The 24,991-nt window shown below is 64.5% G+C and carries 20 protein-coding genes; 12 read left to right on the top strand and 8 right to left on the bottom strand.

The annotated features are described in order from the left end of the window. Positions 1 to 354: 354 nt before the first annotated feature. From pxpA to D1Y85_RS12415, 4 genes are all read right to left on the bottom strand, one after another. Positions 355 to 1,107 (bottom strand): 5-oxoprolinase subunit PxpA, encoded by a 753-nt coding sequence (gene pxpA, locus D1Y85_RS12430; RefSeq protein WP_124151547.1) that lies wholly within the window; start codon positions 1,105 to 1,107, stop codon positions 355 to 357. Beyond that, positions 1,107 to 2,204, bottom strand: a complete 1,098-nt coding sequence (locus tag D1Y85_RS12425; protein ID WP_124151368.1) for a 5-oxoprolinase subunit C family protein — start codon at positions 2,202 to 2,204, stop codon at positions 1,107 to 1,109. The genes pxpA and D1Y85_RS12425 overlap by 1 nt, the downstream gene beginning before the upstream one ends. Continuing rightward, positions 2,201 to 2,860, bottom strand: coding sequence for a 5-oxoprolinase subunit PxpB (gene pxpB, locus D1Y85_RS12420; RefSeq protein WP_124151367.1), 660 nt, complete (start codon positions 2,858 to 2,860; stop codon positions 2,201 to 2,203). The genes D1Y85_RS12425 and pxpB overlap by 4 nt, the downstream gene beginning before the upstream one ends. A 409-nt stretch (positions 2,861 to 3,269) precedes the next feature. Next, positions 3,270 to 3,908, bottom strand: coding sequence for a 5-formyltetrahydrofolate cyclo-ligase (locus D1Y85_RS12415; protein WP_425466931.1), 639 nt, complete (start codon positions 3,906 to 3,908; stop codon positions 3,270 to 3,272). Between the two features lie 8 nt (positions 3,909 to 3,916). Here D1Y85_RS12415 and D1Y85_RS12410 point away from each other — a divergent pair, with 8 nt between their 5' ends. The 4 genes from D1Y85_RS12410 (at position 3,917) to D1Y85_RS12395 (ending at position 8,895) form a co-directional block, all read left to right on the top strand. Then, on the top strand, positions 3,917 to 5,890 hold the full coding sequence (locus tag D1Y85_RS12410) for a lytic transglycosylase domain-containing protein (protein WP_124151365.1): 1,974 nt from the start codon (positions 3,917 to 3,919) through the stop codon (positions 5,888 to 5,890). A gap of 133 nt (positions 5,891 to 6,023) precedes the next feature. Continuing rightward, a complete protein-coding gene (locus tag D1Y85_RS12405; protein ID WP_124151364.1) occupies positions 6,024 to 6,980 on the top strand; it encodes a complex I NDUFA9 subunit family protein in 957 nt (318 codons plus the stop codon). A 32-nt stretch (positions 6,981 to 7,012) separates the two neighbouring features. Further along, complete coding sequence (locus tag D1Y85_RS12400; protein ID WP_124151363.1) at positions 7,013 to 7,660, top strand: glutathione S-transferase family protein; 648 nt, start codon at positions 7,013 to 7,015, stop codon at positions 7,658 to 7,660. Next, positions 7,657 to 8,895: a multifunctional CCA addition/repair protein gene (locus D1Y85_RS12395; RefSeq protein WP_124151362.1), complete on the top strand. Its 1,239-nt coding sequence runs from the start codon at positions 7,657 to 7,659 to the stop codon at positions 8,893 to 8,895. The genes D1Y85_RS12400 and D1Y85_RS12395 overlap by 4 nt, the downstream gene beginning before the upstream one ends. Positions 8,896 to 8,959: 64 nt before the next feature. On the opposite strand, the gene D1Y85_RS12390 is transcribed toward D1Y85_RS12395, so the two are convergent. Further along, entirely contained in the window at positions 8,960 to 9,154 is a 195-nt protein-coding gene (locus D1Y85_RS12390) for a DUF2905 domain-containing protein (RefSeq protein ID WP_124151361.1), read from the bottom strand. A gap of 5 nt (positions 9,155 to 9,159) precedes the next feature. Then, positions 9,160 to 10,362, bottom strand: coding sequence for a class I SAM-dependent methyltransferase (locus D1Y85_RS12385; RefSeq protein ID WP_124151360.1), 1,203 nt, complete (start codon positions 10,360 to 10,362; stop codon positions 9,160 to 9,162). A gap of 13 nt (positions 10,363 to 10,375) precedes the next feature. On the opposite strand from D1Y85_RS12385, the gene D1Y85_RS12380 reads away from it, so the two are divergent. From D1Y85_RS12380 to glmS, 5 genes are all read left to right on the top strand, one after another. Beyond that, a complete protein-coding gene (locus D1Y85_RS12380) occupies positions 10,376 to 11,245 on the top strand; it encodes an SDR family oxidoreductase (protein ID WP_124151359.1) in 870 nt (289 codons plus the stop codon). A 169-nt stretch (positions 11,246 to 11,414) separates the two neighbouring features. Next, entirely contained in the window at positions 11,415 to 11,810 is a 396-nt protein-coding gene (locus tag D1Y85_RS12375; RefSeq protein ID WP_124151358.1) for a dihydroneopterin aldolase, read from the top strand. Positions 11,811 to 11,813: 3 nt separating this feature from the next. Beyond that, positions 11,814 to 12,797: a tRNA 2-thiocytidine(32) synthetase TtcA gene (ttcA, locus tag D1Y85_RS12370; RefSeq protein ID WP_124151357.1), complete on the top strand. Its 984-nt coding sequence runs from the start codon at positions 11,814 to 11,816 to the stop codon at positions 12,795 to 12,797. A 153-nt stretch (positions 12,798 to 12,950) separates the two neighbouring features. Next, the gene (gene glmU, locus D1Y85_RS12365; protein WP_124151356.1) at positions 12,951 to 14,312 is read left to right on the top strand and encodes a bifunctional UDP-N-acetylglucosamine diphosphorylase/glucosamine-1-phosphate N-acetyltransferase GlmU; all 1,362 of its coding nucleotides are present in this window, start codon (positions 12,951 to 12,953) and stop codon (positions 14,310 to 14,312) included. 60 nt (positions 14,313 to 14,372) lie between these two features. Then, entirely contained in the window at positions 14,373 to 16,190 is a 1,818-nt protein-coding gene (gene glmS / locus D1Y85_RS12360; protein ID WP_124151355.1) for a glutamine--fructose-6-phosphate transaminase (isomerizing), read from the top strand. Between the two features lie 600 nt (positions 16,191 to 16,790). On the opposite strand, the gene D1Y85_RS12355 is transcribed toward glmS, so the two are convergent. Next, on the bottom strand, positions 16,791 to 18,266 hold the full coding sequence (locus D1Y85_RS12355; RefSeq protein ID WP_124151546.1) for an MltF family protein: 1,476 nt from the start codon (positions 18,264 to 18,266) through the stop codon (positions 16,791 to 16,793). Between the two features lie 453 nt (positions 18,267 to 18,719). On the opposite strand from D1Y85_RS12355, the gene D1Y85_RS12350 reads away from it, so the two are divergent. Beyond that, on the top strand, positions 18,720 to 20,381 hold the full coding sequence (locus D1Y85_RS12350) for an ABC-F family ATP-binding cassette domain-containing protein (protein WP_124151354.1): 1,662 nt from the start codon (positions 18,720 to 18,722) through the stop codon (positions 20,379 to 20,381). Positions 20,382 to 20,600: 219 nt separating this feature from the next. Here the strand turns inward: D1Y85_RS12350 and D1Y85_RS12345 are convergent, their stop codons facing one another. Beyond that, a complete protein-coding gene (locus tag D1Y85_RS12345; protein ID WP_124151353.1) occupies positions 20,601 to 22,223 on the bottom strand; it encodes an NAD(P)/FAD-dependent oxidoreductase in 1,623 nt (540 codons plus the stop codon). Positions 22,224 to 23,166: 943 nt separating this feature from the next. Between D1Y85_RS12345 and D1Y85_RS12340 the strand changes: the two genes are divergently transcribed. Together D1Y85_RS12340 and D1Y85_RS12335 are read left to right on the top strand one after the other, a co-directional pair. Beyond that, positions 23,167 to 24,024, top strand: a complete 858-nt coding sequence (locus tag D1Y85_RS12340) for a PA4780 family RIO1-like protein kinase (RefSeq protein WP_124151352.1) — start codon at positions 23,167 to 23,169, stop codon at positions 24,022 to 24,024. A 400-nt stretch (positions 24,025 to 24,424) separates the two neighbouring features. After that, on the top strand, positions 24,425 to 24,982 hold the full coding sequence (locus tag D1Y85_RS12335; RefSeq protein WP_342773469.1) for a 4Fe-4S cluster-binding domain-containing protein: 558 nt from the start codon (positions 24,425 to 24,427) through the stop codon (positions 24,980 to 24,982). Positions 24,983 to 24,991: the final 9 nt, after the last annotated feature.

The raw sequence follows: 24,991 nt of genomic DNA, 5'->3' as shown, positions 1-24,991 counted from the left end.
ATCGTGTGGTTGATTGAACAGCAAACGCTTTGCTGCGGTTTGGCAGGTGCACGTTCGCCATCTTCCCTCGACGACGTATAACAGCGGTTGGGCGAATGCAGGAAATGCGGATTGTGTCCGCCGTGTAGCGCGCTTCCGGGGTGTGTAGCCCAGCGAATATCGGCGTGCGCAATTCCCTACGGCCTTTGGTGCACCTTAGAGAACGCAAGACAGCGACTTGCGTACCCGTTCGACATCGTCGCAACGTCGTTCGACAGCATCCGCACGGCGTCCGGACCGTCAAAGATTCTCAGCTACCGGCGATAGACGAGCGCCTCGTGCTTCCACAACGCCACCACGCGACGCACCCGACGCTCACCCTTCGTCCACCGTCGCTGCCCGCACCCCGATCCCCGCCTCATCGAGCGCCGCCCGAATGCGCCGCGCGAACGCTAGTGTGTGCGGCCCGTCGCCATGCAGGCAGATCGTTTGCGCGCTGAGCGGCACCCACGCCCCGTCGACGGCCTGCACGCGTTGCTCACGAATCATCGCGAGCGTGCGCGCGAGCACAGCCTCTTCATCGTCGATCAGTGCGCCCGGCTCGCTGCGCGGCACGAGCGAGCCGTCCGCGCGATAGCCACGGTCAGCGAAAACTTCTTCTACAGCAACGAGCCCGCTCTCACGCGCTGCCGTCACGAGAACGCTGCCCGCGAGCGCGAACACGGCCACCGAGGGATCGAAGTCATGCACGGCGGAGACGATCGCGTCCGCGATCTGCGCGTCGCGCGCCGCCTGGTTGTAGAGCGCGCCGTGCGGTTTCACGTGCGCGATGCGCCCGCCTTCGGCCTGCGCGATCGCGGAAAGTGCGCCCAGTTGATACAGCACGCCCGCGTAGATCTCGGCGGCGGGGAGGGCCATCTCCTTGCGGCCGAAGTTTTCGGGGTCGTTGAAGCTGGGATGCGCGCCGATCGACACGCCTTTCTCAACGGCCCAGCGCACGCACTCGTGCATCGCGCTGGCACCGCCCGCGTGCCAGCCGCACGCGATGTTCGCGGAACTGACGAGGTCGAGCAGCGCCTCGTCGGAGCCGCAGCCTTCGCCGAGATCGGCGTTCAGATCGATGGTCATCATGATGTTTCTCTGCAAGTGGTCGGTTGCGCGCCACTGCGTGCGATGCGCGCCGGGCGGCGGCTCGCGTAGCCTTCGTCGTGCATGGCGATCGCGGTATCGATCTGTCGCAGATACGCCTGCTCCTCTTCGAGCACCCTACGCGCAATCGCGGGCGTCGTTTCCACGAAGCGCACGCCGCCATTGAGGCGCATCTGGGCGAGCCGCCACAGATCGCCACGGATCACAGAGCCGATCTTCGGGTAGCCGCCGGTGGTCTGCGCATCGCGCATCAGCACGATCGGCTGACCGTTGGGCGGCACCTGGATCGTGCCCGGCAGCACCGCGTGCGAGAGCAGGTCCACGCCGCTGTCGCGCTCGAGCGCCGTGCCCGAGAGGCGATAGCCCATCCGATTGCTGTTCGGCGTGACGATCCATTCGTCGGACCAGAACGCTCGCTGCGCGTCGGGCGCGAAGCTGTCGTATTCGGGGCCGCGGAGCACGCGTACGGGCATTGCCCATGCGAGAGCGTCTGGGTGACGTCCGCGCCGATGCGGTTCACCTACGTTCGCGAAGTCGCATAGCGAGGGCGATTTCACGCCGAACGGCGGCGCATCCGGGGCGAGCGATGCGCGCTCGCGTCCGGGCGCTGCGCTCGCGCCAGTGGCGAGCCGGTCGCCGTCCTTGAGCGCGCGGCCCGCGAGTCCGCCGAAGCCTCCCGCGAGATCGGTGCTGCGCGAGCCGAGCATCGGCAAGACGTCGATGCCGCCCGCCACGCACACATAGGCGCGCATGCCGCGCTTCGGACCATTCAGCACGAGTTCTTCGCCCGCCTCGACGGGCAGGCTCCACCACGACCACACAGGGCGGCCGCTCAGCGTCGCGCCGTAGTCGGTGCCGGTGATGGCGATGCGCGTCGCGCGCGCGAAGCTCAGCACGACGGGGCCGAGTGTCACTTCGATACCGGCGGCGTCGGGCCGGTTGCCCACGAGCCGGTTACCGACGTCGAGCGCGAGGGAATCGAGCGCGCCGCACGTGGCGATGCCGAGATGCCTGTAGCCGGGCCGGCCGCGATCCTGCACGGTGCTAAGCGGGCCTGCACGGACGACTTCGATCATATGCACAGCTCCGCGACGGTGAGGCGCACGCGGTCGCCCGGCAGAAGCAGCGTAGGCGGATTGCGCGCGGGGTCAAAGAGCGTGAGGGCGGTGCGGCCGATCAGTTGCCACCCGCCCGGAGACCGCGAAGGGTAGATGCCAGTCTGTTCGCCGCCGATGCCGACCGATCCGGCCGGCACTGCGATGCGCGGCTCGCGACGGCGCGGCGTGCGGAGCGCGGCGTCGAGTCCCCCGAGATAGGCGAACCCCGGCTGGAAGCCGAGGAAGAACACGGTATAGACGGCCGCGGCATGGCGCGCGGCGACGTCGGCCGCGGCGAGTCCCGTGTGGTGCGCGACGACGTCGAGGTCCGGGCCGTCTTCGCCGCCGTAGGTCACCGGGATTTCGACGTCGCGGCCCGCGTGTGGTGCGGCGTCGGCGTCGTGCCAGGCGGCCTCGAGCGCGGCTGCCAGTGATGCGGCGTCGGTGGCGAGCGGATCGAAAGTGATCGTGAGATTGTTCATGCCGGGCACGACTTCGCACACGGTAGTCCACTCGCGCGCGAGCGCAGCGACGGCCCAGACGCGACGCTGGACGTCGAGCGTCGCGGGCGGGGGCGCTTCGCAGACGAGCGCTTCGTCACCAAGCGGAAAAATGCGGGGAGTAGGGTGTGGCATTGCGATTGGAGGGGCGGTTCGTACCGGGGTTGTGCCTTGCCGCGCGCAAAAGGGGCGCAAATGGCGCCGCCAAAGGCACGACGCCGGGCGCTATCGGGGCTCGAGCGGTGTAGCGCTGCGATTCGGGGAGGCCTTTATCCCTTATCTCATAATCTCCGCTTCGTGCTCAACATCGGGGACGCCCGCGTCGCGACCGACGCGCTGACAAACTCGTTCCCGGAGCGTATGAGGAAGGAAAAAGCGGCGAAGCGCGACGTGGGAGGAAAGCGGTTTCACGAACGCGCAGATCGGCGGCACCGGGCAACGGATTCGCAGCGCGTCCCGGCTCTACGGCGCGGCCGCGTGTGTGGCGGCGTCGCGCTGAGTGCCTGCGTCTGCTCGACGCGGCGTGTCATCCCGACGCTCGACGTCAGCGCGTCTCGTGGCGAACCGGGAAGCGCGCGGTGAGGTGCGTGGCTGTGTCGGTAACGACGGCGTCGAGCGGCAGATCGTGCGCCTCGCGTTCGAGGACGCCATCGTCGATCCGGCACGCCTCGTAGGCGATTCCCACCGTGACGGGCAGCGCGTCGCCGGGCCAGGCGGCGAGCGTGCGGTCGTAATAGCCACCGCCATAGCCGAGCCGGTAGCAGTCGGCATCGAAACCCACACAGGGCACGAGCAGCAGATCGGGCGTCGCGCGTTCCTGCGACGCCGGTTCGGGGATGCCATGGTGCCCTTCGCGCATCGGCGCATCGGGTGTCCAGAGGTGGAAGGCGAGCGGCGCATGACGTTCGGCGATTACAGGCAGCGCGGCGCGCCGCGACGTGTCTGCGGCAAGCCAGGACTCGATCCAGCCACGCGCATCGAATTCACCGCGCAAGGGCCAGTAAAATCCGATCGAACGCGGATCGAGCCCTTCGACCAGCGTCGCGAGCCGAGCTTCGAGCGCACCGCTTCGTACCACATCTGACGCGGCTTCCAGACGTGTTGCTAACAGTCCCGCACGCCAGTCCTTTTTGGATTGAGCGCGGGGGTTGCGTGCTATCCTTGGCTCCACCTTGAGTTCCAGAAATAATGATGTGCAATCGCCTTTTTCGAGTATATCGCGCGGTCGGCTTCGCGCTGGCCGCCGCGGCACTCGTCGCGTGTAGCACGGCGTCCGCCGTGCGGCCCGCCGCACCCGCCCCAGGTGCCCAGCTTTCCCCCGACGATCAAACTTTCATCCAGCTTCGCGAAGCCGCGCGCAACAACGATCCGGCGCGCGCCGCGCAACTGGCTGCCATGATTCCGGACTACCCGGCGCCGTCGTATCTGGAGTATTTCCAGCTCAAGCCGCAGTTGTTCGACGCGCAGGGTCACGCGCGCGTCGACGCGCCTGACGCGCCCGTGCTTTCATTTCTGCAACGCCACGACGGCGAGGCGATCGGCGACCGTCTGCGCAACGACTGGCTCCTCGTGCTCGGCGCGCGCCACGACTGGACGAACTTCGATCAGCAATATCAGCGCTTCGTGCTCGACGACGACACGCAGGTGAAGTGCTACGCGCTCCAGTCGCGCGCGTCGCGCGGCGAGAACGTCGCGAACGACGCGCGCGCACTGCTCACCGAACCGCGGTATTACGGCGATGGTTGCGTCGACCTCGTAACGGCGCTCGCGATGAAAGGCCAGTTCACGGGCGACGACGTGTGGCAGCAGATCCGTCTCGCCTACGAGCAGAACCAGACCACCACGGGCTACCGGCTGCTCGGCGCGCTCGTGCAGCAGCCCGACGCGGCCGCCTTCGCGCAGGCCACGAGCACGCCGCCGCGCACGCTCGCGAGCGGCGTGACGTCCGATCCGCAATCGCATCAGCTCGCGCTCCTCGCCATCACGGTGATGGCGCGCAACGATCCGGCGTCGGCCGCCGCGACCTTCGCTGCCGTCGCGCCGTCGCTGTCGTCGCCCGAGCGCGCGACCGGCTGGGGCACGATCGGCTATCAGGCTGCGCAAAAGCGCATGCCGGCCGCGCTCGACTGGTACCGTCTTTCGGCGAATGCGCCGCTCTCGAACCCCGCCTATGAATGGCGCACGCGCGCCGCGCTCCTCGGTGGCGACTGGAACATGGTGCGCTGGTCGATCGAGCAGATGCCCGCCGCGCTGCGCGCGCAGCCCGCGTGGATCTACTGGCACGCGCGCGCGCTCAAGCAAGGCGGTGACACCGCGCAGGCGAACCAGGAGTTCACGCAGATCTCGCCGCGCTATAACTTCTACGGGCAACTGGCGCTCGAAGAACTCGGCCAGAAGATCACGCTCCCGCCGAAGACCACCGTCACCGAGGCCGAGATCGTCAAGGCCGGGCAGACACCGGGCTTCCCGCTTGCGCAGCGTTTCTACGCGCTGAATCTGCGACTCGAAGGCAATCGCGAGTGGAACTGGCCGCTGCGTGGCATGACGGACCGGCAGTTGCTCGCCGTCGCTGAGTACGCGAAGCGCATTCAGTTGCTCGACCGCACCGTCAACACGGCGGATCGCACGCAGACCGACCACGACTTTTCGCTGCGCTTTATCGCGCCGTTCCGCGATGTTGTGGAGCGCGACGCGCAGTCGAACGGCCTCGACGTCGAATGGGCCTACGGCCTCATCCGCCAGGAGTCGCGCTTCATCCTGAACGCACGCTCGGGTGTAGGCGCGAGCGGCCTCATGCAGATCATGCCCGCCACGGCGCAGATGGTTGCGAAGAAGATCGGTATCGGCCCGCTCTCACGCGCCCAACTCGATGACCTCAACACGAATATCCTGCTCGGCACCAACTATCTGTCGATGATCTACAATCAATTCGATGGATCGGCCGTGCTCGCCACCGCGGGCTACAACGCCGGGCCGGGCCGCCCGCGCGCGTGGCGGCAGACGTTGCAGCAGCCCGTCGAGGGCGCCATCTTCGCGGAAACCATTCCGTTCGCGGAAACCCGCGATTACGTGAAAAATGTGTTGTCGAACACGGTCTACTATGCGGCGCTGTTCGAGGGTCGCCCGCAATCGCTGAAGGCGCGTCTCGGTTATATCGCGCCCTGAGCGCCTGGCCGCCGCGCCTGCCCAGGCGCCGGCGGCTACGACGGCGCGCGCGGCACCCAGCCTTCGCGCACCGCAGCCGGGTGAATCCGGTTCCCGGCTGCGAGCGCCGCCTGTCCACCCAGGGAGGTCGGAGATGCGACATCAAGCCATCGCAGTTGTCGGCGGTTCGGGGTTCATCGGCAGCCATCTCGTCAACGCGCTCGTCGAAGCAGGCAAGGACGTGCGCGTCGCCACACGACGACGTTACAACGCGCGCCATCTCACGATGCTCCCCGTCGACATCGTCGAAGCCGACGTGTTCGATCCTGTCGCGCTCGCGAGCTTTGTTGAAAGCGCCGATGCAGTCATCAATCTCGTCGGGACCCTCAACGGTGGGCGCGGCGATCCCTACGGCCCCGGCTTCGCGAAGCTGCACGTCGAACTGCCGACGAAGATCGTCGCCGCCTGCGAGGGCAAGGGCGTGCACCGACTCATCCACATCAGCGCAATCGGTGCCGATCCGCGCGCGCCGAGCATGTATCTGCGCTCGAAAGGCGATGGCGAGAAGGCCGTGCATGCTTCGACGTCGCTTGCGTCGACGATTTTCCGGCCATCGGTGGTGTTCGGCCCTGGCGATACGTTCCTCAATCGTTTCGCGCTCCTTGAGAAACTCTTTCCCGTGATTCCGCTCGCGATGCCCGACGCGAAATTCCAGCCCGTCTATGTGGGCGACGTGTCAAAGGCGATCGTCAATGTGCTCGATCTCGACGCCGCAACCGGGCACACTTACGAACTCGGCGGACCGACCGTCTATACGCTCGAACAACTGCTCGCGTATAGCGGCGAAGTGTTGGGCCGCCATGCGCGTATCGTGCGGCTGCCCAGCACGTTCGGGCGGCTTCAGGCCCTCTCGTTCGAAATGACGCCCGGCGAGCCGATGCTCACGCGCGACAACCTCGATTCGATGAAGGTCGACAGTGTGCTCTCCGGGCCGCTCGCGCCGGAACTCGACATCGAGCCGGCCAGCATCGAAACGATCGCGCCGCTCTATCTGGGCGACGCGTCGCAACGCTCGCGGCTTAACCAGTTCCGCGCGAGCGCGGGGCGCTGACCGCTTTCTCAACGCTTAACTTCTGGGACGTGATGAAACTCGCTATTGGTGACAAGAATTACTCGTCGTGGTCGATGCGCGCGTGGCTGCTGCTCACGCATTTCGGCATTGCGTTCGACGAAGCGCTGATCGAACTGGACGAGCCCGCCACGAAGTCCGCGATCCTGCAGTACTCGGCATCGGGCAAGGTGCCATGTCTCGTGGCCGATGACGGCTTTGCCGTTTGGGATTCGCTCGCCATCGCGGAGACGCTCGCCGAGCGCTTCCCGCAGCACGCGCTCTGGCCGCGCGACGCGAACGCACGCGCCCGCGCGCGCAGCGTCAGCGCCGAAATGCATTCGGGTTTCGTCGCGATGCGCAGTGCGATGCCGATGAACATCCGCCTCACGCGTCCCGGTGTCGGCTCGACGCCGGACGTGCTTGCCGACATCGCGCGCATCGACGCGATCTGGTGCGAGTGCCTTGCCGCAAGCGGCGGGCCATTCCTGTTTGGCGAATTCACCATTGCCGACGCGATGTATGCGCCGGTCGTGATGCGCTTTAACAGCTATCAACCGAAGCTCTCGCCGCAAGCCGCCGCGTACGCGCAGCGCGTTACGGCGCTTCCGGCAGTTGCCGCGTGGATCGAGGCCGGGCGCCGCGAAACGCATATCGTGGCCGACGACGAACTCGACGAATGAAAATCTACGTTGTAGGCGGAGCGATCCGCGATGAGATGCTCGGGCTGCCCGTGCGCGACCGCGACTATGTCGTGGTCGGCGCCACGCCCGAGCAGATGGCGGCACAGGGGTATCGTCCGGTGGGCAAGGACTTTCCGGTGTTCCTGCATCCGCAGACGCAGGAGGAGTACGCGCTTGCGCGTACCGAGCGCAAGACGGCCGCCGGCTATCACGGCTTCCAGTTTTTCTACGCGCCCGACGTGACGCTCGAGGAGGACCTGGCGCGCCGCGATCTCACGATCAACGCGATGGCGCGCGAAGTGCTGCCGGGCGACGTGATGAGCACAACGGTCGTCGATCCGTTCGATGGCGCGGCCGATCTCGAAGCGCGCGTATTTCGCCACGTCGGCGACGCGTTTCTTGAAGACCCCGTGCGCATCCTGCGCGTGGCGCGTTTCGCCGCCCGCTTTTCCGACTTCACCGTTGCGCCCGAAACAATGGCGCTGATGCGGCGCATGGTCGAAGCGGGCGAAGCCGATGCGCTCGTGCCCGAACGCGTATGGCAGGAGGTGGCGCGCGGGCTCATGGAGGACAAGCCGTCGCGTATGTTCGCAGTGCTACGCGAATGCGGCGCACTCGCGCGCGTGCTGCCGGAAGTGGATGGCCTCTTCGGCGTGCCGCAGCGCGCGGACTATCACCCCGAAGTAGACACCGGCGTGCACGTGATGATGGTGATCGACCACGCGGCCGCGCAAGGCTACGCGCTGCCGGTACGCTTCGCCGCGCTCACGCACGATCTCGGCAAGGGGAACACGCCTGAGGACGTTCTGCCGCGCCACATCGGCCACGAAGGGCGGAGTGTCGATCTGCTCAAACCGCTGTGCGAACGCTTGCGCGTGCCCAACGACTGCCGCGATCTGGCCGTGCTGGTCGCGCGCGAGCACAGCAACATGCATCGCGTGACCGAGATGGGCGCGGCAGCGGTCGTGCGCATGCTCGAACGCTGCGACGCGCTGCGCAAGCCCGCACGTTTCGCCGAGGCGCTGCAGGCCTGCGAAGCTGATCTGCGTGGGCGTCTCGGCTGGGAAGCGGCGCCGCATCCGCAGGCCGAGCGGCTGCGCGTGGCGCTGGTGGCCGCTCGCGCCGTCGATGCGGGCGCGATTGCGCGTGATTGCGACGGCGGTGCCGAGAAGATCAAGGAAGCGGTGCACCGCGCGCGGGTGACGGCGGTGGAGGACGCGCTGGCGGCACGCTGAGCGCTCAATTCGCGTGCGCCGGAACAGGCCGCCACGCGGTCTCATCCGGCGCCGTGCACTTCGCTCAAAGCGAACGCACGATCAGCGAAAGCACCATCGAAAGCACGAGCGTCGACATGAACGGCAGCGGATATTCGCGGCCGAAGAGGCGCAACGTGACATCGCCGGGCAGCCTGCCGATGCCGAGCTTGCGCAGCCACGGCTGCGCGCCCGAGAGGATCGCGACGGCGATGAACGTGGTGAGGAACCAGCGGATCATGGCGTTCAGAGTGTGTGGCTGCGGTCGCCGCGCGCGAACGCGGTCAGCGTTCCTTCGATGCCGCGCGAAAACGCGATCACCTTGAAGAGTTCGCCCATCTCCGATTCCGATACGAGCTTCTGCACCGCATTCGCGGCAGGCAGAAAGCGCGCGGCGTCGCGTGGATCGAGTTCCGAAAGCACGTCGGTGATACCCGCGTTCATCAGGAAGCGCGCCTGCGAGGTGTAGCCGAGCAGGTCCGCTCCCGCCTCGACGCCTGCCTGCGCCACGCCCGTGAATTCGACGTGCGCTGTGATGTCCTGCAGGCCGGGGTAGAGGAACGGGTCATCGTGCGCGCGATGGCGGTAGTGGCACATCAGCGTGCCCTGCACGCGCTGCGGGTGATAGAACTCGCGACGCGGAAAACCGTAGTCGATGAAAAACGCCGCGCCGCGCACGAGCATCGCGCAGACGGTGCGCGTGAACGCGAGCGCCGCGTCGTGCGTTTCGGCCACGTAGTCCTCGCTGCCTTCTATGCCTGCGAGCACGCCGTCGGGCCAGTGCGCATCGCGACCGCTCATCGCCGGACGGTCCGAGAAGACGAATGCGCCGTCCGCGTTCACAGCGACGCCGCGCTCGTGCCACACCGCGTCCTTGCGCGCGAAGAGACTCACAGGCATCGCGTCGAGCACTTCGTTGCCGATCACCACGCCCTCGAACTGCGTGGGCAGCGCGTCGAGCCACGTCACGCGGCTCGCGAGATGCGGCGCGAGCGCTTCGATCGTCACGCGCTGGCGCACACGCAATTCACCCGACAAATCGACGATCCAGTACGAATCGATCTCCACGCCGAGCGCGTCGAGCGCAAGAAGGATGCCTGCAGCGAGTTTGCCCGTGCCCGCGCCGAACTCCATCAGTGCGCGCGTGCCGCTGGCCGCGAGCGCTTCGGCGATGGCGCGGGCGAGCGTCGAAGCGAAGAGCGGCGACATTTCGGGCGCGGTGACGAAGTCGCTACCGTCGTCGGCGAGAAGGCCGAACTTGCGCGCACCGCCGGTGTAGTAGCCGAGTCCGGGCGCGTAGAGCGCGCGTTCCATATAACGCTCGAACGGCAGCCAGCCGCCTGCCGCTACGATCTCGGCGCGGATCATCGCCGCGAGCGCGTCAGACTGCGCGAGCGCGATCGGCTCGGGAACAGGTAAACTATCGGGTTCGTGAGCTTTCGGATTCATCCCGGCATTGTAAATGAGCGCAAATCCCGGCACCCGCCCAGTTCCCGGTTTCACCGGTTCCGCTGGCGCCTCGGATGCATCCGGCCCCGATTCGGTGTCCGCGGCTTCGGTGCGCGTGGTGCTGGTCACGGGTGGTGCGCGCCGGATCGGGCGCGAGTTGTCGCTCGGTTTTGCGGCGCGGGGCTGGGACGTGGCCGTGCATTACGGCGATTCGCGTGAAGAGGCCGACGAAGTCGTCACGGGAATCGAAGCGCTCGGCCGGCGCGCGGTGGCGTTGCACGCCGACCTCGCGAGCGAAGCCGACGTCGCGCGGCTCATGAGCGCATGCACGGCGGCGCTCGGTCGGCCCGCGTGCGTGCTGAACAACGCGTCGCGTTTCGAGGAAGACACGGCGCGCGACTTCAGCTACGAGACGCTGCTGCGCCTCACGGCGATCAACGTGGGCGCGCCGATCGTGCTGGCGCGCACGCTGTACGAAGCGACGCCCGAAGCCGCCGTGACCGACGAGTCGTTGCGCACCTGCGTCATCAACGTGCTGGACCAGAAGCTGTACAACATGAATCCGGACTACGTCTCGTACACGCTGACGAAGGCCGCGCTCGCGAACGCGACCGTCTCGCTCGCCCAGGCGCTCGCGCCGAAGGTGCGTGTGGTCGGACTCGCGCCGGGTCTCACGATGCAATCGGGCGACCAGACGCCGGAAGGCTTCGCGGCTGCGCACAAGATGACGCCGCTTGGCCGCGCGTCGCGGCCCGCCGATCTCGTGGAGGCTGCGCTGTATCTGGCGGGGGCGTCGGGCGTGACCGGGACGACGCTTGTCGTCGACGGTGGCCAGCACCTTGTGCCGCTGCCGCGCGATGTGATGTTTTTGACGGGCGGCTGAACGGCGACGCCGGAATAGCGCGTCAGAACGCCTGGGTGCGCGCGTGTGCGTATGAGCGCCAGAATGAGCGCCGCGGCGCGCGCGAGCCATGGAATACCGTATGACCCGCGGACGCAAGGCGTCCCGCGTGCGTGCCGCGAAGGCACCTTTTATATCGACTGGAACCACTATGTCCGCCGTCTTGCTGCACCCCCGGCTCGCCGATTGCCGCCGGCTTTTTTTGCGCAACTACGAAGTCAACATCAACATCGGCGTGCATGACTTCGAAAAACGCGGCGAACAGCGCGTTGTGATCAACGTCGACCTTTACGTGCCGCTCGACAAGACGACGCCGCACGAGGACAAACTGCGCGAAGTGGTCGATTACGACTTCATGCGCGCGACCGTGGCGGCGCGCGTCAGCCAGGGCCATATCCATCTGCAGGAAACGCTCTGCGACGACCTCGCGACGGCCCTGCTCGCGCACCCGCTCGTGCGCGCGGTGCGTCTCTCGACCGAGAAGCCCGACGTTTATCCGGACTGCGACGCGGTGGGCGTCGAAGTCTTTCGCATCAAAGAGGACTGATTCATGAACGCCCCCGAAAACCTCCCCGTCGAGCAGGACGTGACCGACGAAGCCGGGTCGTCCGGGCGCCGCGCGCTCACGCGCCGCGAGCAGAAGGAAGCGTACGAGAACAACAAGCTGTTCAAGCGGCTTGCGCGCCAGGTCGGTCAGGCGATCGGCGACTACAACATGATCGAGGACGGCGACAAGGTGATGGTCTGCCTGTCCGGCGGCAAGGACAGCTACGCGCTGCTCGACGTTCTCTTGCGCCTGCGCGAGCGCGCGCCGATCCACTTCGATATCGTCGCGGTGAACCTCGATCAGAAGCAGCCGGGCTTTCCCGAGCACGTGCTGCCCGAGTACCTGACGAAAATCGGCGTGCCGTTCCATATCGAGAATCAGGACACGTACAGCATCGTCAAGCGCGTTGTGCCCGAGGGCAAGACCACGTGCTCGCTGTGCTCGCGTCTGCGCCGCGGCATCCTTTACCGCGTGGCCGGCGAACTCGGCGCGACGAAGATCGCGCTCGGCCACCATCGCGACGACATCCTCCAGACACTGCTCCTGAACCTGTTCTACGGCGGCAAGTTGAAAGGCATGCCGCCGAAGCTCCAGTCCGACGACGGCAAGAATGTCGTCATCCGACCCCTTGCGTATGTGAAGGAGACGGATCTGGAGAAGTACGCTGAACTGCGCGAATTCCCGATCATTCCGTGCAACCTCTGCGGCAGCCAGCCGAACCTCAAGCGCGCCGAGATGAAGGCGATGATCCGCGAGTGGGACAAGCGCTTCCCGGGCCGCGTGGAGAACATGTTCAACGCGCTCGGCAATGTCGTGCCGTCGCACCTGATGGATGCGTCGCTGTTCGGCTTCAAGGGCCTGCGCGCAACGGGCGAGCCGGACCCGCAGGGCGACATCGCCTTCGACGAGGATCCGTGCTCGACCGATACGCTGTCGCCGTCCGCCGAAGGCACGCCGATTTCGTTCGCGAAATTTGATGATCTTTGAGGGGCGCTGAAGGCCGGTGCCGGAATTCCGGCGCCGGCTGGCAAGATGGCCCGGAACCTTGTAGGACAGGGCTTAAAGGGCGTGGGGAAGCCGGTTGAGGGTGGGTCTGCATGCTAAAATCGGCACCTTCAAATTCCCCAGTTCACCGATGCAATGAACATCGTGATTCTTGCCGCGGGCATGGGCAAGCGCATGCATTCCGCGCTGCCGAAAGTGCTCCATCCGCTGGCCGGTCGGCCGCTTCTCTCGCACGTTCTCGATACCGCCCGCACGCTCGATCCCACGCGGCTCGTCGTGGTGATCGGCCATGGCGCGGACGCCGTGCGCGCAGCGGTTGCCGCACCCGACGTGCAGTTCGCGGTGCAGGAGCAGCAGCTCGGCACCGGCCACGCGCTCGCGCAGGCGCTGCCGCTTATCGATCCGAACGTGCCGACGCTCGTGCTCTACGGCGACGTGCCGCTCACGCGCGCGTCGACGCTTCGGCGCCTCACCGACGCTGCCGGGCGCAATGGCTACGGCATCCTGACCGTCACGCTCGACGATCCCACCGGCTACGGCCGCATCGTGCGCGACGCGGCGGGCAAGGTCGTGCGTATCGTCGAGCAGAAAGACGCAAGCGCTGCCGAGCGCGAGATCGCCGAGATCAATACCGGCATCGTCGTGACACCCACCGCGCCGCTGGCGGGCTGGCTCGCCGCGCTGAAGAACGACAACGCGCAGGGCGAGTTCTATCTCACCGATGTCGTCGAGCAGGCGAAAGCCGCGGGCCATCCCATCGTGACGGCGCAGCCCGACGACGAAGCGGAAACGCTCGGCGTCAACAGCAAGCAGCAACTCGCCGAACTCGAGCGCGTCTATCAGCGCAACGTTGCCGACTCGCTCCTCGTCGCAGGCGTGACGCTCGCGGACCCGGCGCGCATCGACGTCCGTGGCACGCTCACGTGCGGACGCGATGTGTTCATCGACGTGAACTGCGTGTTCGAGGGCGACGTGACGCTCGCGGACAACGTCACCATCGGTCCGAACTGCGTGATCCGGAATGCGGCGATCGGCGCGGGCACGCGCATCGACGCCTACACGCACATCGAAGACGCGAGCGTCGGCGCGCAGGCCGTGCTTGGACCGTATGCGCGTCTGCGCCCGGGCGCGAAGCTCGCGGACGAAGTGCACGTCGGCAACTTCGTCGAGGTCAAGAACGCGAACATCGGTCACGGGTCGAAGGCGAATCACCTGAGCTACGTCGGCGACGCCGATATTGGCGCGGGTGTGAACATCGGCGCGGGCACCATCACGTGTAACTACGACGGCGCGAACAAGCACCGTACGGTGATCGAGGACAACGTGTTCGTCGGCTCGGATACGCAACTGGTCGCGCCGGTGCGCGTGGGCCGCGGCGTGACGATCGCGGCGGGTACGACCGTGTGGAAGGACGTCGCCGACGACATGCTCGTGCTCAACGAAAAATCGCAGGTCTCGAAGGCCGGCTACGCGCGGCCGGTCAAGAAGAAGAAATAACGCAGCAAACGGCCGCCCCCGTGCGGCCATTCATTTTCCTGCTGAAGAGGATAGAAACTCATGTGCGGCATCGTCGGCGCAGTAGCTCAACGTAACATCGTGCCCGTCCTGATCGAAGGACTGCGGCGCCTCGAATATCGCGGCTACGATTCGTGCGGCGTCGCCGTCGTCACAAGCGAAGGCCCCGCGCGCGTGCGCAGCGTGTCCCGCGTGGCTGAACTCGACGAGCAGGCGCGCGAGTCGCACTTCGAAGGCGTCACCGGCATCGCGCACACGCGCTGGGCCACGCATGGCGCACCGACGGTGAACAACGCGCATCCGATCTTCTCGCGCAATGCGCTCGCGATCGTCCACAACGGCATCATCGAAAACTACGAGGCGTTGCGCGAGGCTCTGCGCGCGAAGGGCTACGAGTTCGTTTCGCAGACCGACACGGAAGTCATCGCGCACCTGATTCACAGCCTCTATAAGGGCGATCTGTTCTCGGCCGTGCGCGAGGCCGTGCAGCAGCTCGCGGGCGCTTATGCGATCGGTGTCGTGCACAAGGATCAGCCGCACACCGTCGTGGGCGCGCGTGCGGGCTCGCCGCTCGTGGTCGGCCTTGGCAGCGGCGAGAATTTTCTCGCATCGGATGCGCTTGCCATCGCGGGTAGTGCGAGCCACGTGGTCTATCTGGAAGAGGGCGACGTCTGCGAACTGACGCTCGAAGGCGTGCGCATCGCCGAGCGCGGCGGCAGCGAAGTCCAGCGTGAAGCGCGTGAAGTCCTGGCGTACGGCGGTACGGTCGAACTCGGTCCGTATCGTCACTACATGCAAAAGGAAATCTTCGAGCAGCCGGGCGCGATCGGCAACACGATCCCCGCCACCGACACGTTCGAGCCCGAACTGTTCGGTGCGAATGCGCGCGAAGTGTTCAAGGGCATCGACAGCATCCTGATCCTCGCGTGCGGCACGAGCTACTACGCGGGTGTCACGGCGAAGTACTGGCTCGAATCGGTGGCGAAGATCCGCACCGAAGTCGAGATTGCCAGCGAATACCGTTATCGCGAGTCGGTGCCGAATCCTCGCGCGCTCGTCGTCACGATCTCGCAGTCGGGCGAAACTGCCGATACGCTCGCGGCCCTCAAGCACGCGCAGTCGCTTGGCATGGAGCACACGCTGGCGGTCTGCAACGTTGCAACGAGCCACATGGTCCGGCTCACCGAACTCAACTTCCTCACGCACGCGGGCCGCGAGATCGGCGTGGCATCGACGAAGGCGTTCACGACGCAACTCGTCGGCCTCTTCATTCTCGCCGTCACGCTCGGGAAGCTGCGCGGTCATGTGAGTGCGGAACAGGAGGCGCAATACCTGAAACTGCTACGCCACTTGCCCGCCGCGCTCAACGGCGTGCTCGCGCTGGAGCCGCAGATCATCGCGTGGGCGGACGAGTTCGCGCGCAAGGAAAATGCGCTCTTCCTCGGCCGCGGGCTGCACTACCCGATCGCGCTGGAAGGCGCGCTCAAGCTCAAGGAAATCTCGTACATCCACGCCGAGGCCTATCCGGCCGGTGAGCTCAAGCACGGTCCGCTCGCGCTCGTGACTGAGGCGATGCCTGTCGTGACGGTTGCGCCGAACGACGCGCTGCTCGAGAAGCTGAAGTCGAACATGCAGGAAGTGCGCGCGCGCGGCGGGGAACTGTATGTTTTCGCGGATGCCGATACGCACATCACGAGTGAAGACGGCATTCACGTCATTCGGATGCCTGAGCACTACGGGCTGCTTTCGCCGATCCTGCACGTCGTGCCGCTGCAATTGCTCGCGTATCACACAGCTTGTGCGCGTGGTACGGATGTGGATAAGCCCCGTAATCTTGCGAAGTCGGTGACGGTGGAGTGAGGGTGGGGTGCGTGGCGATGTCTCTTTGTTCGCACCAGTTGAAAACGTTCCGCGACCTCTCGTAGAAGCGTTCCGCGGAGGGAGTAAGAATTCTCTCAAAGCCTTACTGGACCGGGCGCAGAACGCTTTTTCCGTGCTACCCGTATTCAGCAGAAATTCGGGCTTGCGAGTTCCAGCTTAGCGAGCAATCGCGGGAGTTGACCTGCCACGGAACGCTTCTTCTCCCCCGATACCGGCGCACTGCGGCTCATGTGGAGAATCGGCGTGAAACGAATCCCTCATGTGCCTTATCCCGATGAGACTCAAGTCGAGTCTGGGGGCTCTGTTGGTAACCGGACCGGCTGTGGATGCGGAGTTGATGAGTTGCTGTTGCATCGACGGGTTGAATCCGCAGCCATGAAGGGTCATTCGTCGTCACCATTATCCGGACGATCAGGCGGCGGTTCCGCATCGCCAGGGAGCCATTCGTGTCGCGACCGAACGCTTCGCCTGAAACTCGTGCGTGGGACGCACTTCTGACCAACGGCTCGGCGTGGCTACGGTGTGGCTGGTTATTCGCAGACCAGTGCGGCGGCATCCCTTGGAAAATTCCAATACACGTCACCTGCGTACAGTCCCGACTGCCTTTGCGCGTGCGGCCTGGGCCTCTGTAATCAGTCGATACGATACGTAGTTTTTATAGATGTTGCGCACGTAGGTGGGGGTCTCCATGCCGATCTTCTCGGCGACGACGATCTCCACATTGTTGAACCACTTGTCCGGATCGAGCCGGAGTTGCAACGCCTCGTCGCGCATTCTGGCGATTTTTGACGGACCCGCGTTGTAACTCGCGAAGGCGAAAAGCGACCGGTCATCCCCACTGAAGTGCGCGTCCGGAAAATAGCGGGTCATCAGCTGATCCATGTATTTGGCCCCAGCGTGGATGTTGGACTCCGTCACGTGGATGTTGCCCACATTCATCTGCCTGCCAGTAGCTGGCGTGATCTGCATGATGCCGACTGCCCCGGCGCGGCTTCGGGCGCTCTGCTTAAGCTGCGATTCCTGAAAGCCTTGCGCGGCGAGCATCAAGGGATCAAAGCCATATTCCCGGCCATACGTCTGGAAGATCGCGACCGTCTGCTCGAAGCGCCGTAGCTCTTCAACCTCATCGTTGTTGCGAATCTGCCTGAAATGCCGCATGTACATCTCGAGGCGATACTCTTCGATGCCCTGCTTCTTTACATGCTTGAGAAAGAACTCCGCAATCGCGTCCCGCAGTTGCGGACTATTCTTGCGCATTGCCCAGCCTGTATAGCCCTCGGTTCGCACGCTGAGATTGTCGTGCACCGTTATGTTCGGCAATACCTGAGCCCACAGGTTGACCTTCCAGTCGTCAACCACCAGAATCTGCAGCAGACCCGCGTTGAGCATTTCGAGCGCGTCTTCATCTTCAAGCGCGTCAGGCAAAAGCACGATCTTTAAGGGAGGCTTGCCGCGCCCGCGCAGTTGGCTGTCGAGCGCAGCGAGGCTCTCATAGTAGCTCGACGAGCGTCGCACATGCACTGTCTTGCCGGCCATGTCGTCCAGTGTTGAGAGCGCGGGCGACTGCGGTCCCGTCACGACCAGTTCGCGCACCGGTTTGCGGTCGGGCGGCGTAAAGAAGTCGACCAGTTTCAACCGCTCGTCGGTAACCGTGAGATTGCCCGCGGCGATGTCGCCCAGACCGGCGTTCAGGTTAGGCAACAGCCGGTCGCGAGTCGTCGGAATCAGGAGCACCGTGAACGGACGCTTGCCAAGGCGCTTCGCGTAGGTCTTGTTGATATAGCGTTCGAAATCACGCGTGAGTTCCGCGGTCAGGCCGCGCTCGTGCCCCTTGTCAATGAAATAAAGCGTGCGGCTGTAGGGCACCAGCACGCGAAGCTGGCGCCGCTCGAGCATCGCGTTGAAGTCACCTTGCCAGGGCGCGGTGGGTACGCTGAGCCGGCGCACCGGTGCAGGCTTTGCCGCAGATGCCGGGGCCGGGTGCTGCGCTGCACCAGCCGATCCCGCTCCGAGCAGGGCGATCGTGTACGCCAGGCTGGCGAACAGCTTGAACATGGGAGTGAAAGGCATGGTGTCCTCCTATCCGCCCAGCCACACCCTGCCGACCCGATGGCCGCGCGCGACCCGGAACATGTCCCATGATGCGCGTGTTTCTGAAATTGGTCGCCTTTGCACAGCGCATACCAACTACGGACGTCGGCTCCGCGCCAGACAGTGCGATCGACCTACGATAGCGGTCCGCGAATAACAATTATGGGCAATGATTCGCCCGCTGGACTCAGGCGCGTGGTTGGCCGCTAAAGCCTCAAAACAGCCGTCCAAATGACACCGGGCCCAAGGTCCGGAGAGGGTCGCGTACAGCCGGCCAAGAGCCGTCATTCACCGCTATGTTCGCTGGCCCCGCAGCCGGTACGCCGGTGGGCGCCGCGAAGCGCAAGCGGCTCAGAAAAGAAACAGCCCTGCACGTCCGGTCGGCTATCATGCGAATCCTCTCCGAAGTAGCTCCTTATGATTTCCGTCCGTAACCTCACGCTGCGCCGCGGTGTTAATGTCGTACTCGACAACGCGTCCATCACCTTTACCCCCGGCGAAAAGATTGGTCTTGTCGGCCGCAATGGCGCCGGCAAGTCGTCCTTCTTCGGCCTTCTCAACGGCACGCTGCACGAAGATAGCGGCGAGTTCTCGATTCCCGCTGCGTGGAAGATGGGCCAGGTCGCGCAGGAGATGCCCGAGACCGAGCAGAGCGCGACCGACTTCGTAGTCGAGGGGGACACCGCGCTGCTGGCCGCGCAGGCCGAAGTAGCCGCCGCTGAGGCCAGTGACGATGGTATGCGCATGGCGCACGCCTACATGGACCTGCACGACGCCGGTGCGCACGATGCCCCCGCACGTGCCCAAGCGCTGATTCTGGGCCTTGGCTTCAGTGATGCGCAGCTTAGCCAGCCGGTCAACAGTTTCTCCGGCGGCTGGCGCATGCGACTGCAGCTGGCGCGCGCGCTCATGTGCCCGTCCGACCTGCTGCTGCTCGACGAGCCGACCAATCACCTCGACCTCGACGCGCTGGTCTGGCTGGAAGCCTGGCTCAAGCGCTATCAAGGAACCCTGGTCGTGATCAGCCACGATCGCGAATTCCTCGACGCGGTGACGCAGGTGACGGTGCACGTCGACAACGCGAGGCTCGTGCGTTATGGCGGCAACTACAGCAAGTTCGAAGAGATGCGCGCTGAGCAACTCGTGTTGCAGCAGGCCGCGATGGCCAGGCAGGCGGACAAGATCGCCCACCTGCAGAAATTCATCGACCGTTTCAAGGCCAAGGCCTCGAAGGCGAAGCAGGCACAGAGCCGGGTCAAGGCGCTCGAACGCATGGAGAAGATCGCCCCCGTGCTTGCCGACGCAGAGTTCACCTTCGAGTTCAAGGAGCCGCTCAACGTCCCGAACCCGCTGGTGTCGATGCTGGACGCGAGCTTCGGCTACCCGGCGCCGACCGACGCACTGCCGGGCACGCCGCCCACGGTCATCGTGCGGGGCATCAACCGATCCGTGCTGGCCGGGCAGCGCATCGGCATCCTCGGGGCCAACGGCCAGGGCAAGTCCACGCTGGTGAAGACGGTGGCGCACTCACTGGCGCCGATTGCTGGCGAAATCAGCGAAGGCAAAGGGCTGAACATCGGCTACTTCGCACAGCAGGAACTCGACGTGCTGCGTCCGCTCGACACGCCGATGCAACACATGATCCGCCTTGCCAGGGACACGCCGCCGCACATGCGCGCGCCCGGCCAGAGTGGCACCGAACAATCGCTTCGCACCTTCCTCGGCACCTTTAACTTCAGTGGCGACATGGTCCATCAGGCGGTCAACACGATGAGCGGCGGCGAAAAGGCGCGGCTCGTGTTGTGCATGATCGTGTGGCAGCGCCCCAATCTGCTGCTGCTCGACGAGCCTACCAACCACCTCGACCTGGCCACACGCGAAGCGCTAGGCATGGCGCTCAACGAATTTGAAGGCACGGTGATGCTGGTCAGTCACGACCGGGCCCTGTTGCGCGCCGTATGTGATGAGTTCTGGCTGGTCACCAAGGGCGGCGTCGAGCCCTTCGACGGCGATCTGGACGATTACCAGCAGTTCCTGCGCGACGAAGCCCGTCGCATGCGCGAGCAGGCTGCCGCATAGCAGAAGGTCATCGTCTGAGATTCCCTCAGGCGGGCGGCGGGCGTTGCATGGGAGGCGAAGCGCGGACGCTCGCCAAGGACTTCAGCAAAGGTGCAGACAAGCGCGCCCCAATGCAGGATATCGGCCAGCTGCGGTCGTGCGACCTTGAGCGCCAACGGCCATTCTAAAGTCGGCTTCACTCAGCTATCGGACCTTCGCGCGCCGATCCTGCCCGGCATATCAGGACGCGTGCGCTGACGTCAGATTGAGCGCCAACGCTTGCGCTACTTCGATGCCATCGATGGCCGCCGAGTAGATACCGCCCGCATACCCCGCGCCTTCGCCGGCCGGATACAGACCTTCGACGTTCATGCTCTGGTAATCGTCTCTGCGTCGAACCCGGATTGGTGACGAAGTGCGCGTCTCCACGCCGGTGAGCACGGCATCATGCATCGCGAAGCCGGCGATCTTCTTGTCGATCTGGGGTAGCGCTTCACGGATTGCTTCAATCACGTAGTCGGGGAGCGCCGTGCTGAGATCGGTCGGGCGCACGCCAGGCTTGTACGACGGCACCACGGAGCCAAGCGACGTCGACGGGCGGCCAGCGATGAAGTCACCGACCAGTTGACCCGGCGCATGGTAATCGCCGCCGCCGAGTTCGAATGCGCGCTCTTCCCATTTGCGCTGGAACGCGATGCCCGCCAGGGGACCGCCGGGAAAGTCTTCCGGCGTGATGCCGACGACGATGCCCGCATTCGCGTTGCGCTCGGCTCGCGAATACTGGCTCATGCCATTGGTAACCACGCGGCCAGGCTCCGAGGTCGCCGCGACCACCGTGCCGCCTGGGCACATGCAAAAGCTATAGACCGCCCGTCCATTGCTGCAGTGATGGACCACCTTGTAGTCGGCCGCGCCGAGTTCCTTGTGGCCCGCAAACTTGCCGAAGCGCGCGCGATCGATCAGCCTCTGCGGATGTTCGATGCGAAAACCCAGTGAAAACGGCTTGGCTTCGATGTACACACCGCGATCGTGCAGCATCTGGAAGGTGTCGCGCGCACTGTGGCCCACGGCCAGCACCACGTGGTCGCACCGCAGCGTTTCGCCGTTCGAGAGTTTGAGCGACCGCACCTTGCCCTGATCGATTTCAATGTCGTCGACCCGGGTTTCGAAGCGCACTTCGCCCCCCAGTTCCTCAATGTTGGCGCGCATTTTTTCCACCATGCTGACGAGGCGGAAAGTGCCGATGTGCGGCCGGCTCAGGTAGAGAATGTCCTCCGGTGCGCCAGCCTTGACGAATTCGTCCAGCACCTTGCGGCCATAGTGGTTCGGATCCTTGATCTGGCTGTAAAGCTTGCCGTCGGAAAACGTTCCGGCCCCGCCTTCGCCGAACTGTACGTTGGATTCAGGGTTGAGTACGCTCTTGCGCCAAAGTCCAAACGTGTCCTTGGTGCGCTCACGCACGGCTTTGCCACGTTCGAGGATGATAGGGCGGAATCCCATCTGCGCCAGGATAAGTCCTGCGAACAGGCCGCACGGTCCCATGCCGATTACGACCGGGCGCAGGGAAGTCGTGTGCCCGGCGGCCTTCGCGACAAAGCGGTAGGCCATGTCCGGCGTCACCCCGCAATGCGGGTGGCCAGCGAGCCGCTTGAGCGCGGCCGCTTCGTCCTTGACTTCGACATCGACGATATACGTCAGCTTGATGTCCGAGCGCTTGCGTGCATCGTGCGCACGGCGGAACACCGTGTAACGGAGGAGCCCGTCTTCCGCCACGCCGAGATCCGTGAGGCGCGCGCGGATCGCGGCTTCGAGATCACTTTCGGCATGGTCGAGGGGGAGTTTGACTTCGCTTAGACGTAACATGAGTACTGGGATGCGGTCACCACGCAATCGTGGCGATGTTGAAACAGGCGGAGAGCGGCACGCCGATGGCGACGTTGTTCGCCCCGTGGGCATCTTGGATGCGGACCTTCCATTATTGGGAAAAGCTGTACGCGGGGCTGCCAACTGACCCGGTCGGGCAACTCAAGCTACTTCAGGATCAGCACATGAAGCGAGGCTCGCCTGGGCAAGACTCTTGCGCCCCGGCGTCGTCGTCAAACAAGCCCGCGAGCGGATTGAGCGAATCGGCAGACGCTCAATGCATCGAACGGCCTCGCCCGCGCAAGCCGCCGTTGGGCGGCGCGCTATCGCCGACTAGTGGAAGGCGAAGAAGCTGATGCCGGATAGGGAGGACGAAACCGAGGGCCTGATCAACGTAGCCGCCCTCTTTGTTCAAGTTTACCATCATGAGTTCACCACTATCGGCGCCTCGGCATAAACGCCGCGCACAAATACGGCCGCCTGAGGGAAAAGGATCGTACGTCGGCGCTGACGACGCCGAAGCGATTATGAAACGACGTTGCCTGCGCTGCAGACCTGATCCGCAACACTGGAATTCGACTGCAAGTGGCGATGCCGGCTCTCAGGCAGGAACGACGGCCGGTTGAATTCGCACCTGGACGCGGCCGTTACGGTGCCACGGGGTCCGCTGGCCGGATCGGGGCGTACTGCCCGTCGTGCCAGGCAGGGAGCGGTCTGGATCTGTGGGGCAATGCATCTACGCAGTCGCCGGGAGATTTGCGGCGGCTCGTCCTCGGCCACCCTTATACTCCGGCATGACTCCATCCCCCTCCAACGCAGCAAGCTTGCGGCCGGCAGCACCAACTTCTCGATTCATCGGTTTGTTGGTCGCGCATACCTCATCGGGCCACTCACCATCCACGCGCGCGGAATGCACGTTCCATGAGCTGCGGCCGACGATCATATGAAAATATCCAAACGACTTGCACCGCTTTTCGAAGAAGGACTGATTGACGAAGTCATCGGCCAGTTGATGAGCGGCAAGGAGGCAACAGTCTTCGTCGTACGCAGCGGTGAATCGACGCGTTGCGCCAAGGTCTACAAGGACGCGAAGCAGCGCAGTTTTCGGCAAGCCACGTCGTATCGGGACGGTCGCAAGGTCAAGAACAGCAGGCAGGCGCGGGCGATGGAAAAAGGTACGCGCTACGGCCGTCAGATGCAGGAAGCGTCATGGCAAAACGCTGAAGTGGACGCGCTGTTCCGGCTCGCCAACGCAGGTGTGCGCGTGCCGCAACCCTATATTTGCACCGACGGCGTGTTGCTGATGGAACTGGTGGTCGACGAGGCGGGTGACGTCGCACCACGGCTCAACGACGTCGATCTGACCGAAGCCCGCGCCCTCGAACTGCATGCGCTGCTTCTGAACCAGGTTGTCCGCATGCTCTGCGCGGGCGTAATCCACGGGGACCTGTCGGAATACAACATCCTGCTGGCAGCGGACGGGCCGGTGATCATTGATCTGCCACAGGCTGTCGACGCAGCAGGCAACAACGAAGCCGCCTCGATGCTCAAGCGGGACGTCGACAACCTGGCTGCGTACTTCGGACGGTTTGCACCGCAAATACTCACCGCGAGTTATGGCGCGGAGATCTGGGCGCTCTTTGAAGCAGGGCTGCTGCATGTCGACACCGAACTGACCGGTCGCATTGAAGTCGACGCACGACCTGTGGATCTCGATGGAGTGCTGCAGGAACTTGAAGCGACACGTCTTGAGGAAGACGCGCGAGTGCGACGACAGCGGGAACTGAGCGCGGGCCGGTAACGCGCGATGCCGACTCTCACTAACGTGGTCGCTGCTGTAAACATGCTGCGTAGCCTGGCCGGGTAAGTCCGGCGTGCCGGCCACTGGCGTTTGTCAGACACTGCCGAACTGTGCCGCGTCGCATTTTTGTGTCCCGAGCCTCTTTCGTGACTATCAGTAATGCGAAGTAACTGATCAGCCATCGCGTGACCGCAGAATTTGCTCGCTATTCTCTTGACCCTCAGTAGTCGCGGGAATACCTCAGTAGCGCCAATCTTCGCCCACACGCCCCGTCCTTCGTCACCTCGCGACTGAGGCCCACGACGTCCACGAGCATCCGTCGCCCCCGGATTGGATCGCTGCATCCCTACTCGTGACGCATGGTGTTCGACTGCAGTTCAGGTGGCTAACGAGAAAAATTATGGCCTCTCCCGTGGATTTGACTTATGTCATATTTGCACAATATGTTGTGCCATCTGTCTTTTTGGCAACTATATCTAGTATACGATTCGTCATCTCGATAAAGGTCGTACCAATGCGGCAAGTCGCTATCGACGTACTGTTTCAGGAGATACCCAACGAAATCTGCCTGGGATTTTTCATGACTGGCTGCCCGCTCGCATGCGCGGGGTGCCACTCCAAGGTATTGCAGGACGCTGCGGCCGGAGATGCGTTGAGCCTGGAAACTTTCGACGCATGGCTCCAGCGCTATAAGGGCCTGGCTTCGTGCGTGCTGTTCATGGGAGGCGAATGGGAGGCGGCGTTGCCGGAGTACCTCGGTCTGGCCAGACGTCTCGGCTACAAGGTTGCGTTGTACACCGGCGAAGAGCGGCTGGCACCCGCGCTCGAGCAGATGCTCGATTATCTGAAGACCGGTCCTTATGTTGCCAGGCTTGGCGGTCTGAACCAGAAAACCACGAATCAACGACTAACACACGTGCCGACGGGCACGGACCTCACCCCCTTGTTTTGGGATTAAGGAGCTTCG

The sequence above is a fragment of the Paraburkholderia dinghuensis genome, assembly GCF_003837865.1.
GTDB lineage: Bacteria > Pseudomonadota > Gammaproteobacteria > Burkholderiales > Burkholderiaceae > Paraburkholderia > Paraburkholderia dinghuensis.
This window is presented reverse-complemented; position numbering and strand designations above follow the sequence as displayed.

Coding starts and splice junctions, on each gene's coding strand:
- pxpA (WP_124151547.1), bottom strand. CDS start 1,107: ATGACCATCGATCTGAACGCCGATCTCGGCGAAGGCTGCGGCTCCGAC.
- D1Y85_RS12425 (WP_124151368.1), bottom strand. CDS start 2,204: ATGATCGAAGTCGTCCGTGCAGGCCCGCTTAGCACCGTGCAGGATCGC.
- pxpB (WP_124151367.1), bottom strand. CDS start 2,860: ATGCCACACCCTACTCCCCGCATTTTTCCGCTTGGTGACGAAGCGCTC.
- D1Y85_RS12410 (WP_124151365.1), top strand. CDS start 3,917: ATGTGCAATCGCCTTTTTCGAGTATATCGCGCGGTCGGCTTCGCGCTG.
- D1Y85_RS12405 (WP_124151364.1), top strand. CDS start 6,024: ATGCGACATCAAGCCATCGCAGTTGTCGGCGGTTCGGGGTTCATCGGC.
- D1Y85_RS12400 (WP_124151363.1), top strand. CDS start 7,013: ATGAAACTCGCTATTGGTGACAAGAATTACTCGTCGTGGTCGATGCGC.
- D1Y85_RS12395 (WP_124151362.1), top strand. CDS start 7,657: ATGAAAATCTACGTTGTAGGCGGAGCGATCCGCGATGAGATGCTCGGG.
- D1Y85_RS12390 (WP_124151361.1), bottom strand. CDS start 9,154: ATGATCCGCTGGTTCCTCACCACGTTCATCGCCGTCGCGATCCTCTCG.
- D1Y85_RS12385 (WP_124151360.1), bottom strand. CDS start 10,362: ATGAATCCGAAAGCTCACGAACCCGATAGTTTACCTGTTCCCGAGCCG.
- D1Y85_RS12380 (WP_124151359.1), top strand. CDS start 10,376: ATGAGCGCAAATCCCGGCACCCGCCCAGTTCCCGGTTTCACCGGTTCC.
- D1Y85_RS12375 (WP_124151358.1), top strand. CDS start 11,415: ATGTCCGCCGTCTTGCTGCACCCCCGGCTCGCCGATTGCCGCCGGCTT.
- ttcA (WP_124151357.1), top strand. CDS start 11,814: ATGAACGCCCCCGAAAACCTCCCCGTCGAGCAGGACGTGACCGACGAA.
- glmU (WP_124151356.1), top strand. CDS start 12,951: ATGAACATCGTGATTCTTGCCGCGGGCATGGGCAAGCGCATGCATTCC.
- glmS (WP_124151355.1), top strand. CDS start 14,373: ATGTGCGGCATCGTCGGCGCAGTAGCTCAACGTAACATCGTGCCCGTC.
- D1Y85_RS12355 (WP_124151546.1), bottom strand. CDS start 18,266: ATGTTCAAGCTGTTCGCCAGCCTGGCGTACACGATCGCCCTGCTCGGA.
- D1Y85_RS12350 (WP_124151354.1), top strand. CDS start 18,720: ATGATTTCCGTCCGTAACCTCACGCTGCGCCGCGGTGTTAATGTCGTA.
- D1Y85_RS12345 (WP_124151353.1), bottom strand. CDS start 22,223: ATGTTACGTCTAAGCGAAGTCAAACTCCCCCTCGACCATGCCGAAAGT.
- D1Y85_RS12340 (WP_124151352.1), top strand. CDS start 23,167: ATGAAAATATCCAAACGACTTGCACCGCTTTTCGAAGAAGGACTGATT.
- D1Y85_RS12335 (WP_342773469.1), top strand. CDS start 24,425: ATGGCCTCTCCCGTGGATTTGACTTATGTCATATTTGCACAATATGTT.